Annotated in this window: 12 protein-coding genes; 4 read left to right on the forward strand and 8 right to left on the reverse strand. The window is 40.3% G+C overall.

Features of this window, described 5'->3' with window-relative positions:
- Window positions 1–21 precede the first annotated feature (21 nt).
- The 4 genes from OSH00_RS11860 to lptF all read right to left on the reverse strand — a co-directional run bounded on the left by OSH00_RS11860 (window position 22) and on the right by lptF (window position 5096).
- A complete protein-coding gene (locus tag OSH00_RS11860; RefSeq protein ID WP_266130578.1) occupies window positions 22–1194 on the reverse strand; it encodes a S41 family peptidase in 1173 nt (390 codons plus the stop codon).
- 28 nt (window positions 1195–1222) lie between these two features.
- Window positions 1223–2770 (reverse strand): 2,3-bisphosphoglycerate-independent phosphoglycerate mutase, encoded by a 1548-nt coding sequence (gpmI, locus tag OSH00_RS11865; protein WP_266130579.1) that lies wholly within the window; start codon window positions 2768–2770, stop codon window positions 1223–1225.
- A 155-nt stretch (window positions 2771–2925) separates the two neighbouring features.
- Window positions 2926–3996: an LPS export ABC transporter permease LptG gene (gene lptG / locus OSH00_RS11870; RefSeq protein WP_266130580.1), complete on the reverse strand. Its 1071-nt coding sequence runs from the start codon at window positions 3994–3996 to the stop codon at window positions 2926–2928.
- Window positions 3996–5096 (reverse strand): LPS export ABC transporter permease LptF, encoded by a 1101-nt coding sequence (lptF, locus tag OSH00_RS11875; protein ID WP_266130609.1) that lies wholly within the window; start codon window positions 5094–5096, stop codon window positions 3996–3998. Before lptF ends, lptG begins: the two co-directional genes overlap by 1 nt.
- Window positions 5097–5240: 144 nt before the next feature.
- Here lptF and OSH00_RS11880 point away from each other — a divergent pair, with 144 nt between their 5' ends.
- From OSH00_RS11880 to OSH00_RS11895, 4 genes are all read left to right on the forward strand, one after another.
- Entirely contained in the window at window positions 5241–6689 is a 1449-nt protein-coding gene (locus OSH00_RS11880; protein ID WP_266130581.1) for a leucyl aminopeptidase, read from the forward strand.
- Window positions 6682–7089, forward strand: coding sequence for a DNA polymerase III subunit chi (locus tag OSH00_RS11885; RefSeq protein ID WP_266130582.1), 408 nt, complete (start codon window positions 6682–6684; stop codon window positions 7087–7089). Before OSH00_RS11880 ends, OSH00_RS11885 begins: the two co-directional genes overlap by 8 nt.
- A gap of 30 nt (window positions 7090–7119) precedes the next feature.
- Window positions 7120–7743, forward strand: coding sequence for a cell division protein BlhA (blhA, locus tag OSH00_RS11890; protein WP_266130583.1), 624 nt, complete (start codon window positions 7120–7122; stop codon window positions 7741–7743).
- Window positions 7744–7934: 191 nt separating this feature from the next.
- The gene (locus OSH00_RS11895) at window positions 7935–8153 is read left to right on the forward strand and encodes a hypothetical protein (protein ID WP_266130584.1); all 219 of its coding nucleotides are present in this window, start codon (window positions 7935–7937) and stop codon (window positions 8151–8153) included.
- Between the two features lie 254 nt (window positions 8154–8407).
- Here OSH00_RS11895 and OSH00_RS11900 read toward each other — a convergent pair whose 3' ends face one another.
- From OSH00_RS11900 to uvrC, 4 genes are all read right to left on the reverse strand, one after another.
- Window positions 8408–9571 (reverse strand): hypothetical protein, encoded by a 1164-nt coding sequence (locus OSH00_RS11900; RefSeq protein ID WP_266130585.1) that lies wholly within the window; start codon window positions 9569–9571, stop codon window positions 8408–8410.
- Window positions 9572–9862: 291 nt separating this feature from the next.
- Complete coding sequence (gene pgsA / locus OSH00_RS11905; protein WP_004826293.1) at window positions 9863–10450, reverse strand: CDP-diacylglycerol--glycerol-3-phosphate 3-phosphatidyltransferase; 588 nt, start codon at window positions 10448–10450, stop codon at window positions 9863–9865.
- Window positions 10451–10556: 106 nt separating this feature from the next.
- Window positions 10557–11351 (reverse strand): thioesterase family protein, encoded by a 795-nt coding sequence (locus tag OSH00_RS11910; RefSeq protein WP_196077001.1) that lies wholly within the window; start codon window positions 11349–11351, stop codon window positions 10557–10559.
- A 122-nt stretch (window positions 11352–11473) separates the two neighbouring features.
- A complete protein-coding gene (uvrC, locus tag OSH00_RS11915; RefSeq protein ID WP_266130586.1) occupies window positions 11474–13273 on the reverse strand; it encodes an excinuclease ABC subunit UvrC in 1800 nt (599 codons plus the stop codon).
- Between the last annotated feature and the right edge of the window lie 112 nt (window positions 13274–13385).

Consider the following 13385-nt stretch of genomic DNA (forward strand, 5'->3'; position numbering starts at 1 on the left):
TTTTATGCCATCCATATCCGATCAGCGATGTTTTAGTAATTGGTCTGCAACATTGTTTAAATAAGTTTCTTCTTTTTGATCCAATGCCCAAGGATATTCCCAGTTCGGACGAATCCCCTGTCCATCAATCATACTGCCATTCGGGGTATAATAATGCGAAACAGTCATCTGTAAAGCTGCACCATTTGGCAATGGAAATAGCTTCTGTACCACGCCTTTGCCATAGCTTTTTTCACCTGCCACCCATGCACGTTGATGCTCTTTCATGGCAGCAGTAAATACTTCAGCAGCTGAAGCAGAACGACCATTGATCAAAATGCCTAATTTAATATTAGAAAACTCATCACCAGGTAGAGCTTGAAACTGTTGGTTTCCTTCGGAACGACTTTTGGTGGAAACAATAACACCTTGGCTTAAAAACAGATCTGCTGTTTCAACAGCTGCGGAAAGCAAGCCGCCTGGATTATTACGCAGGTCAAATAAAACTGCTTTGATTTTTTGAGTGCTATATTCTTCGATTAATCGCTTGATTTCATTTGCAGTATCTTGTTGAAAAACTTTAACTTTAAGCACTAAGACCTGATTATGCAACATTACAGGTTCAATATCAGCAACATCAAGCTTACGATTTCTGACCACAGTGATTGCAGGGCTTTTCTCATTCAGCTGTAACTGAAAGGTAGATCCAATCGAACCATGCAGCAAGTCTTCAACTTGTTCAGCATTTAAATTTTTCAGTTCTTGATTTTCAATTTTAAAAATGGTGAATCCATTTTTTAAACCTAATTTAAATGAATCGGCGTTTTCTCGTAAATTCTGAATTTTCCACTGATGAATATGACTATCAAAACCCAATTCAAAGTCAGCTGTTGCAAGATCACTTTCCGTATATTGCATCAATTGTTTATATTCTTCAGGGCTTAAATAGCGCGAATAACGGTCTAAGCCACTGACTAGCCCCTTAATGGCTTGTAAGAACAGTACATCATCTGGTTTTTCTTGAACATAATTGTCTTTGACAATGCCGTAAATCTGAACAAATTGTTCAATTGATTCAATTGGAACTTCTGCAATGCTTTCTTCAACATCACCATCAAAATCAAGTGCGGCAGCATTTTCTGCTGCCCAAACGGAATGGCTCCCACAAGTTAATAATCCTGTTAATACAAAAACATACTTCCAAGCTTGAACCATTCCCGCACCTAAATTTGAATAATGATATTTAGACTTTCAATGTAATTAAATTGCGACCTTGCATGTCTTGTGGTACAGGAAGCTGCATTAAAGTTAAGATTGTTGGAGCAACATCTGCAAGCACGCCACCTTCTGCAATTGTTGCTGAGGTTGGACCAACATAAATAAACGGTACAAGTTCTGTAGTATGTTGAGTATGCACCTGACCACTCACATAGTCCTGCATTTGCTCAACATTGCCATGATCAGCAGTAATCAGCATATGTCCATGTTTTGCCATAACAGCTTCATACAAACGTCCCAAACTTACATCGACTGCTTCAACAGCTTTAACTGCTGCATCAAATACACCTGTATGCCCGACCATATCACCATTTGCATAGTTCACGACCAAAAGATCAAACTCACCGGAATTAATTGCCTCGACAAGTTTGTCGGTCACTTCAGGTGCACTCATTTCTGGTTGTAAATCATAAGTTGCAACTTTAGGTGATGGAATCAAAATACGCTTTTCTCCAGGATACTCATCTTCACGCCCACCGCTGAAGAAGAATGTCACATGCGCATATTTTTCAGTTTCCGCGATACGCAATTGGGTTTTACCTAAAGATGAAAGGTACTCACCAATTGAATTTTTTAATTCTTCTGGCATATAAGCCACAGGCGCATCAATAGTTGCCTGATAGCGTGTCAACATGACAAACTTTGAAAGTTGAGGAACCACTTTACGCTCAAAGCCAGCAAAATCTTTTTCCACAAAAGCTTTGGTAATTTCACGGGCACGATCCGCACGGAAGTTCATAAAAACAATGCTATCGCCATCTTGAACTTTTGCGATGCCGCCGATACGCGTTGCTTTTACAAACTCATCATTTTCATTCGCCGCGTAGGCTTGTTCTAAACCTTCAGTTGCTGAATCAACAACACGCAAAGCTTCACCTTCCGTAATTAAGCGATAAGCTTGCTCTACACGATCCCAACGGTTATCACGATCCATTGCAAAGTAACGACCTATGATTGTCGCAATACGACCTTGTTGAGGGTATTGCGCAAAGATCGCGTCCAATTTTTCTAAAGAAGGTTTTGCACTGCGTGGAGGGGTATCACGACCATCTAAAAATGCATGCAAATAAACTTTTGCACCACGTTTTAAAGCCAACTCACACATTGCAATAATATGATCTTGATGTGAATGTACACCACCTTCAGACAACAAGCCCATAATGTGGACAGCGCCATTTGCCGCTTTGGCTTTTTCTACGGCATCGACCAATACTTCATGTTCAAAAAAAGCACCCGTACGAATGTCTTTGGTAATGCGAGTGAAGTCTTGGTACAACACACGACCAGCACCCAAATTCATGTGCCCGACTTCTGAGTTACCCATTTGACCGTCTGGCAAACCCACATCTTCACCAGAACCTGAAATTAAACTATGCGGATGCTTTTCTTGCATCATGGTTAGATTTGGCGTTTTTGCTGCTAAAAACGCATTATCTTCGACCGCTTCACGATGACCCACACCATCCATAATCACCAGAACGTGAGGGATTTTGCCAGCAGTTGCATCCGTCATGATTTACACTCTTTTTACTGTTTACAAATTAATCGTCATATCTTACCGTTTTTTTACGGCAGACTCTATCCTCAGACAATGGCAATAACTGCTTGCCACGATCTAAAATTCTTATCTTATTCGCTGTAGTTTACCTTGCTCTCAGTATCGATTTATTATCGAGCGCGATACAATAAATAGCTCCCTATACCAAACATAAATACGATCGGTAAAAAGACAAACCATGCTGGTGATGGCGCATAAATCAGACTGGCATAACCTAAAAAGTCCTGTACATAATAGAATGCCAAGCCCACAAATAAGGCGATCACCAAACGGAACCCCATAGATTGCTGACGTAAGGGGCCAAAAATAAATGAACAGGCAATCAAAACCAGTGCCAGCAAGGCAAAAGGCAAACCTACATTTTTCCAGAAAGCCAATAGATAGGTTTTCGGTACTTGGCTGTATTCATGCATATAATCCATAAAACTTAACAACTGACTTGGTGCTAAATCTTCTGGATCAATTGTCACCATATGGACATACTTAGGCTGTAGTGCAAGTGCTAAATTCTGCTGATTTTGATCAATCACTTGTGCTTGACCATTGGCAAGTAAATTGACTTGAGCCGTCTGTTTTAAATTCCATTGCCCTTCTTTTAAAAACTGACCTTCTTCAGAATTGAGCAAAGATTTCATTCGATAGTTTTCATCGAAATCCACCACCTGAACTTGTTTCAACGTCCCTTGTGAATTGGCATAATCAATATAGATAAATCGTTGCCCTTCGCGAGTCCAATAGCCTTTTACTTCACCCAGTGCAGCGACGCTACGATGACTTTTAATACTTTTGGCTTGCTCATTGGTATAAGGAATAACAAATTCACTTAAAGCAAAAGAAAGCACCACCAAAAGCATCGCTGAACGCATTACCCATCCAACAATACGCCATAAGCTAATGCCTGCGGCGCGCATGACAATCAACTCACTATTTGATGCCATAGAGCCTAAACCTAAAACAGCACCGATCAAAGCAGCAATGGGAAGAATTTCATAGAGATAACGAGGTGCGCCCCACAAAACATACTGCAATGCATTCCACGCTGTATAATTGTCTTTTAAGCTACTGAGCTCACCTAAATACGTGAATAAAATCTGCAGAATGGACAGCACAGCTGTTGCGCCTACCATAGCGAGTACGGTGGTTTTGGTCACATGTTTTGCGACAATTCTACGTGCTAACATTATGATTTCACTCGCTGTATTTGCTTCTTAATCTTAGGTGCCAACTTCTGCTTTCTTGAAAATAAAGCAGCGGCAATCGCATAGAACAAGAGTATTGCAGGATATGCCCAGATTCCGACTTCATCTTTGCTGATCCTTGTTCTAATCGCCATTAAAGCCACAATCAAACTGGCAAAAATCAATAAGGCGGGGAAGAGTTTAAGGTAGCGACCCTGACGTGGGCTGACTTCGCATAAAGCTGTTGCCAGCATGAGTGCTACAATCATTGAGAATGGTACAAACAAACGCCATCCCAACTCACTTTGTATGACAGGATCATCTTTGTTCTCAAGCAACTTTCCAATACTTAGTGCTTCGACTTCATCACTTTCAAACTTAGCTTCTTTGTTATTTTCTAAACGTAAACGGTAGGTTTGGAATTCCGTTTGACTATATTTCGGTGTTCCTGGATAAATTTCATAGCGTCGACCTTGAACCAAGTCTACAACACTTGCGGTTTCATTGGCCATTTCCACACGTGTCGCTTCTTTCGCTAAAATCATGACATCAGGTTTACCCTCTTTCTCTGCACGCTGATAAAAGAAAATATCTTTGAGGTTTTTTCGATCTTCAGACAGAGAGCCGGCATAAATCGTATATGCGCCCGATGAAATAAATTCTCTGGGTCGAACTAAATCAAATCCGGTTCGCACAGCTTGGGTAGAAACCAATTGCTCATACTGACGAATTCCCCAAGGTGAAATCCAGATCATTAATGCACTTTGTACAAACAAATAAACAATGGTCAAGGGAATTAATAATCGAGCAACCTGAATGCGACTGATCCCACTGCCATTGAGCACTGCCATTTCATGATCAACATATAAACGGCCAAAAACCAACATCAGCCCAATAAAGAAACCCAATGGAAGAATTAAGGTCAGGAACTCAGGTAAACGAAACCCAATAATACTCAAGAGAATACTTGGATCTACACGCCCCATTGCAGCACGACCAAATTGCTTAATCAGTTGCCCACCCATCATGATGAGTGTCAATAATGCAACCACCACTAAGGAGGTCGAAACGACTTGTTTGACAAGGTAGCGTCGAATAATCAAATTAATCTTCCAAATAAGGGTAGTATCATGACGTAGCGCTAGTTTACCCGAAGTTAAAATTATAAAACTAGATTGAAATTCTACCATTTGAAGTGGTTCAATGGTTTAATGATTTGAAATGTACAACAGGCACAAAGACAACATATGAAACTTACGATCAACACGTCATTTTCAGCGTCTACATCTCGCCAGGCGTTATTCATTCTGGTGGATTCTGAAAACTTAAAACAGGTCCAAGAAACATATAAAATCAATGATTTAAATACATTGATTGATAGCATTCAATATAAAGCAAGCTTGAATGAAACTTTACCACTTATCGGAAAGCTGACTCAAGTTGCACAATGCACCTTAATTGGTTTAGACAAAGCATCTGAAATCAAAGTTGCAAAATTAGCAAAAATCGCACAAACCATTATCAAAGCCTCACAAAAAAAATTCCAGCAAATCAGTATTGATATCTCTGCTCTCCCTTCAGAATTGCACTATTTATTTGCATTAAGTTTAACTCAAGCCGCTTATGGTTATGATGAGTATAAATCTAAAAAAAATGAATTTAGTCTAGAAAGCATTGAATTTATTGCAACACAATCAGATTTAAATACTGAAAAACTGCATTTGATCTCTGCTGTGCAAAAAGGTCAAGACTATACGCGTGACCTGGGTAATTGCCCGCCAAATATTTGCTTCCCAGAATATTTAGCAGAACAAGCCCGTGCTTTAGCTGCTGAATTTCCAGATTTACTAAAAGTCACTGTACTCGAAGAACAGCAGTTGGCTGATTTAGGCATGAATGCTTTTCTTGCCGTGAGCAAAGGTTCTGACCGACCTGGACGTGTGATCACACTTGAATATAAGGCGGATATAGAGCAAGCACCAATTGTATTGGTTGGTAAGGGCGTTACTTTTGATACCGGGGGCATATCACTGAAACCAGGCTTAGGCATGGATGAAATGAAATTTGATATGTGTGGCTCAGCATCGGTATTGGGTACCATCCGAGCCTTATGTGAAGCTCAATTACCGATTCATGTAGTTGGTGCCATTGCTGCTGCTGAAAACATGCCATCAGGTCATGCAACACGCCCAGGTGATATTGTCACCACCATGAGTGGACAAACCGTTGAAATCTTAAACACAGATGCAGAAGGTCGTTTGGTACTTTGCGATACTTTAACCTATATCAAGCGTTTCAACCCTGCTTTAGTGATCGATATTGCAACATTAACGGGTGCCTGTGTAGTCGCATTGGGTTCGGTGGTTTCAGGCTTATTTACACCTGATGACGAACTTGCAGAAGAAATCACTGCGGCAGGACATGCATCATTTGACCGTGTATGGCGCATGCCAGTGTATGATGACTATCAAGAGCAACTTGACTCACCATTTGCTGATATCGCCAATATCGGTGGTCCTAAAGCAGGTGCAGTCACCGCAGCGTGTTTCTTGGAACGCTTTACTCGTGACTACCGTTGGGCACACCTGGATATTGCGGGTACAGCTTGGAACTCTGGCGCAAACAAAGGCGCTACTGGTCGTCCAGTACCGTTACTCATGCAATTCATTGCCAATCGTGTAACGACGAATGGCTAAAATTAGCTTTTATTTGTTCGAAAAAAGCCCTGAACGACAAGTGGAGAGTGCTTGTCGTTTATGTCGTAAAATTCTACGAAATGCAGCTAAAATCTGGCTGCATTGTCCTGACGTAGACATGCAACAACAACTGGATGAATATTTGTGGTGTTTTGATCCCGGCAGTTTTCTGGCCCATGGTATTGATCAAGTCGACGCACCGATCTGTATTTCATCCAAACTTCCCGAATCATCTGAATGGATTGTGTTTAATTTTAACAGTCAAGCACTTGAACAAGTGACACAATTTAGTCACATTATAGAAATCATCGAAAATGATGAGTCTGCAAAGCAAGTTGGTCGAGAGAAATACAAGGCCTATAGACACATGGGTACTCTGCCTCAAACCTATAAGTTATAAATTTTAAATATTTTCCCAAGGAGATATGCGGTGACATTAAATGTCGGTCAAGATTTTAAAAAGCGTTGGTTAGATACGCCTGAGGCTGTACGCCAAACTTTTGTAGATGACCTTAATCGCATCTGTGATCTTCTCAGTCCAAAAACGGATGTACAAAATTGGTTAAGCAACGACCAACGTGAAATGCAAGTTGCTCAACTCAAAGTAGAACAAGCTTATGCAGATTTAAAGGCGCAATTGATTGAAGAAGCGCGTATCCGTAAACAATTGGCGTTAGAAAAATCTTTGGCTGAAAAGCGCGCACGACAGGACGCCTATAACCTGGCATTACAAAAAGATGAGATTCAACAGTTTCAACATCAAACACTAAGTTTACAAAATTTACGTCAACACATTGATCGTGAAATTTCAATTTATAGTGAAAAATACAGTAAAAATCCAGATACACCTGCGATTGACTATGCCAATCGGCAATTTGGTATTGCTGATACACAGATCATTTCTGAATTAGAAAGTGTCCGGTTACGCCTTGAACTAGAAGCCGAAACATTGATAGAACAAGCAGTAAGCTCGTTCCGCAGCAAGCTTCAAACTGCTGCAAAAGATGAAATTGAATATATTTTGGCAAATTCGAATTTTTCAGCAGAAAAATAGAAAAGCCCATTTATTTCTAAATGCTTGCTTGATTGTCACTAAACTGCAATATCCATGTCACAAAATGGTCATGTCCGATCAGCTTGATCGGCAACTTCCCAACCATTAGGACAAAATACTTAATGTGATCAATACGATTGTTTAATGATATAGCAAAGAAAGTATGTATCACATTCATCAGGATGAATAAAATGGATCTGCTCAAGCAAATTTCGAACCGAATTGCTCAACTGCGTTCAGGAGAAAAATGGACACTGTCTATACGGGATTTATTCGTCAGTCGCGCAGATTTTCAATCAATATCGGTATTTCTTTGTCGAGAATCAGAAAAAGGGCAATTTTCACTTAAACACACAGGTCAGCATACATCAGGATTTGATGGCACATCGCTCACCATTGTCAAAAAGTGATGTGTTTTGGATGAGTCATCAATAAGTATTTAACCATTGCATGACTTTTTCAGTGAAGCCTCAATACTCCTTGTATGATGCAGCATCCCATGATAAAACCCTTTAAAGACAAAAGTGTGACTGTTTGCAATGGCAGAAGTACAAGTTAATCAAGCTGAATCACATTGAAAAATCATGGCTAAGCTCACTTTCGCAACAACGCTCAATACGGAAAAGGTAAAGCCAAACACTTTCGTCCCTTCAAAATCATTAATTCATCCACAGATAATCTTTGAAATCAGATTAGCTTCTATCCTTAAATGCTCATTTTGATTTGCATCAATTTCAATGAGATATTTTCCATTAGAATAAAAAATACTGTTGTCTTTTAAAGTGAAGCTCATCACTCCTCGCTTTAAGGTGCACATTTCCCCACCAGGGGACATTTTAACCAGCTCCCAAGAGTTTGGAATCATGCCTGGATATCTTTCTCCAGACTTCTGATTACGCTCCAAATTTTGTTGCGCTTTGATGAGATTGCCTTCAACAAATAATTCTTCTTCTGATTTTTGTTGAGACTTTGCAGGATTGTTACCCGATGTTGTTTTTAAAGATTCGCCAGTATATCGTTGAGTAAAAAAGTCTAACCAGCCAACAATTGCTCGAATAATTTTGAACGGCGCAAAAATAATATCTTTCATGGTGGTCACTGGCGAGTGATGACTGCCATCACGTGAATAAGGTCGTTTAATAAAATATAGATTTCCCAAACCGTCCATTTTGGGTTTAAAAAAATCAAATTTAGGATCCGATACCACCGTTTGTAACTCACCTGTTCCCATATCTAAATGGTAGATTTCTTTTGGGCTATAGGCAATGCGATGCTCACCATAAGCCAGACCACAAGAGTCATAATAAAGTTGCATCGGGTCTCTAGGATCAAAACATGGATTCGAGTCCTGACAGTCGCCTTCTGTTAAATACTGTGTCCGATTGGCATCTAAGGGTAAAATACAAATGTGGCGTTCATAGCCATTTGAATGGACAGACAGTGCTAAACGCTGGTTAGCTTCATCATATGCCATGTCCTGAACCACAAAATCATTTTTTCTGAGGATCAAGCCTTCTGTTTCTTGCAAATCTTTGAGAGATTTAATATTAATTGATGTACCTTCTTGTAAACATGCGGTATAAATCAGTTTATTAGCCGATGTTAAAACTACATCTGTTGGAAAAATATGATTTAAATCAACTTGCTCATCTTGTGAAAAATTTCCCATAAACTGAGCACCGGTACCTTTGGTTTTCCACTCTTTACGCTGCTGAATCTCAACTAGATTTTTCTTATATTGATCAATCGCTTGGCAGGGTACATTTAGACTTTTATTTCCGTCTAATAAATATAAGTTTTGATTTGATAAATAAAGCAATGATGACATAAATATTCCTGATTTCGACTGAGAACGGCGTACTTATCAATCTTCCCGTTACAGTATTATTTTAATCTTATGATGCAACAATATAGCATAAGATAGCCATCAATCTCTTATCTGGGCATTGGGCAGTTAAAAAAACAGGTCATTCAACCAGATAAAATTCAGACGAAGATGTTAATTTAAATAAGTGAGTCTGACAGGAACCGGAAATGATTTGCGTTTTGATTCATGGCCTAGTGGTAAAATTCTCAAATTTCCCACTCTGCCAAATTTTCAAATAAAAAGAGAGGCATATCAAGGCTGCTTTAAATAAGGCCAAGCCGCTTTGAGATAAATGAACATAGACCATAATGTCAGAATAACGGCTGTATATAGTAATGCATAAGCCAACATTTCAAGAGGTTGCCAATTCAACAGAAACACCGTGATCGCAATCATTTGAAATGCCGTTTTATACTTACCTACAGTAGATACTGCAACATTGGTACGCGCACCTAATTCAGCCATCCACTCACGTAATGCTGAAACCGTAATCTCACGCGAAATAATGACAATTGCAGCAAACGCCATTGCAATGGTAGGTTGCCATTGCACCAATACAATTAAAGCTGCTGCAACCATCAATTTATCTGCAACAGGATCTAGAAAGCGACCAAATGCTGATGTCTGGTTCAAGGTTCGAGCCAGATAACCATCAAACCAGTCCGTGACTGCAGCAATCACAAAAATTGCAGTCAAAATAATATGTCGTGTCATGCCACCAGTATGTCCACCTACTCCAATTGCAGGTGGCCAATAGGCGATGATTAAAAAAACTGGAATTAACGCAATCCGAGCAAGCGTCAAGATATTTGGAATATTCAGGATACGACCTGTAGTCATAGACACCGCCAGTGAGTCCCCTATTTACCCAATTTAATGGTAAATAATCATGTAGAGTAAAGCTCTATTTGATTCATACTTTATACGATTCATATAAAACTGTCGACTAGGCAAATACAGTAACTGTCTGTCTTGCAATCGCAATGAGGCGATTTTGCTCGTCCCATAAATAGGCATGCTCCGTTGCGTAGCCATGTTCAGCAAAATCTGTGATCACTTGATATTTAAACCAATCATTCAATTGATTGTTCAGTGGATGAATCAAAGTGACATGCCAAGTCAATGAACTGGCAGGCGCAGGCATTTTAAACATGGGCAATACCCCCGGTGGCCAAACATCCATCAGCGTCATCAGATCTGCAACTTGCATTTCACGATTACGATGAAGCTCGGGATCAAAACGACAGCGCCCTGCAAAATCAGGCTGTTTACTGCCTGTCATGGGATAATGACCTTCCGTCCATCCCAGTTGAAAATTCTTTACACATTCAGGAAAAGGTAAGTACTTCGGGACAATATTCATTTGCTCAATTGAAGGAAAGTCAGGAATTTGAGGCTCTTTTGCGACCTGGATTTTTGAATCACGTTGACTTCCGAAACTGGCAATCAGAATACTCTGCACAGCTTCATTTTGCCACAGTCGAACTTCAATTGTCGTCACCGACTTGCCTTGACGAAGAATTTCGGCAGTTAATTTAACTGGTGCTTCTTCAACAGGACCTACAAAAGTAATGCTACAGCTGAGTAGCTTTTTCTCAGTATCAGCGATCGTGGTGATGGCTTTATGAATCAACATACCCGCGACAAGACCGCCAAAAATTGTACGTCCCTGTAACCATCCTTGAGGAATATCAATCCATTGCTTTTGCTCAATCTGCTGAAACAGCGATTCTAATGACATGATCTGTCCAATTTTTTGACCTTTGCGGTACTGTTCCACATTTGAAGCAAGATGAAAATGATCAATGACTCATGCGTCAATGGTCGTTTTGGCAAATGCATCTGATAATTGAAAACAACAGCTTACTCATGCAGCACTTTATAAATCATACGCGCCATGACCTCACCAAGCCCCGGAACATTTTTTAAATCATGTTCTGATGCTTTGAGAACTCCTTGAATACCACCAAAATGCGTAAGTAAATCACGGCGACGCTTTGGTCCTAAACCGGGAATTGCTTCAAGCACCGAACCACCACGACGTTTATCACGCTTAGCGCGATGTTTGGTGATGGCAAAACGATGTGCTTCATCGCGAACTTGTTGAATCAAATGCAGGGCTTTGTGGTCTTCTGGAAGTTGTATTTTAGTACCGTCGGTAAAATGTAAGGTTTCTAAACCCGGTTTTCGCCCTTCACCTTTAGACACCCCCACCATAAATGCCTCCAAGCCCAAGTCTTGCATCACTTCCATCGCCATATGTAACTGGCCTTTGCCCCCATCGATCAGCAATAAATCAGGCAACATGGCTTTTTTATAACGTCGAGTCAGTGCTTGGCGCATTGCAGCATAATCATCGCCACCCGTAATGTCTTCAATGGAGAATTGACGGTAATCGCGCTTACGAGCCCCACCTGCATCGAATACCACACATGAAGCAATGGTTGCCTCACCCATCGTGTGCGAGATGTCAAAACATTCAATGCTGTCAATTGGGCGACCGCAGACTTGTTCAAGCTGATGAAAACGTTCATTTAATTCCAAATGATTGGCGAGTTTACCTTTGATGGCATGCTGTACATTCATTTCAGCCAGCTCCAGCCATTCAGCACGTGTTTCCCGAACCTTGTGTTTGATCTGGATTTTCTTTTCAAATTGCTGGTGTAGTGCCGCTTCTAATTCTTTGCGATCCGAAACATCAACATTAACAATCAATTCAGCAGGGATTTCATCGGCCACCTGGAAATAGAAATTGGCAATAAAATCTGCCAGCATTTGCCCCAGATCATCACCGAGCATATCGGGAAAATAGCTTTTCCCACCCAGCATTTTACCATGGCGAACATGCATGATCTGTACACATGTCACACCTGCCTGATAGGCAATTGCCAAGATATCAGCCTCACCTTTGACTTTATATATGGCCTGTTGCGCCTGCACATCTCTGAGTAAAGCCATACGATCACGATAAAATACTGCTTTTTCAAATTCTAGATTCTCGGCAGCCTGTTCCATTTTTTGAATCAATTCCTGATTCAGCTCTTTGGTATCACCATTGAGAAAGCGAATCGAATTCTGAACGTCTTCATGATAGGCTTCTGGGCTAATCAGTCCGACACAAGGTGCTGTACAGCGTTTGATTTGATACTGTAGACAAGGGCGTTTACGCTGTGAAAAATAGCTGTTTTCACATTGACGCACATTAAATAGTTTCTGTAAAACGAGCAGCGTATCCCGAGCATTATACGCGCTGGGATAAGGTCCAAAAAATTTACCCACCTGATGCTTCCCTTTGCCTCGACCTGAAGCAATACGCGGGTAAGGTTTATCTGCGGATACAAAGATATAAACATATGACTTGTCATCACGCAGCATAATATTATATGGCGGACGATGTAGCTTGATTAGATTTTGCTCAAGCAATAGTGCTTCGGTTTCGGAACGAACCACCAAGGTTTCAATATTATAGATTCGTGCAACCAATGCTTGAGTTTTGGGATGTTCAATGGTTTTGACAAAATAACTTGATACACGATTTTTTAGATTTTTGGCTTTCCCCACATATAACAATTCACCATCTTTTCCCAGCATTTTATAGACACCAGGTAAGGTGGTCATGTTGGCTAAAATCTTTTCAATATTTGCTCGTGCGCTTTCGTTCACATTAAACCTGTTGTTCCGCTCTACACCTCATAATGTGATGCTTTTAAGTCTATTTTCAAGCATTTTTATTGTATTTAATTCTGAAACTGTTTTTAAAAAATAAGTCTTTAAT

It is taken from the genome of Acinetobacter nematophilus, from assembly GCF_026344175.1.
Classification (GTDB): domain Bacteria; phylum Pseudomonadota; class Gammaproteobacteria; order Pseudomonadales; family Moraxellaceae; genus Acinetobacter; species Acinetobacter nematophilus.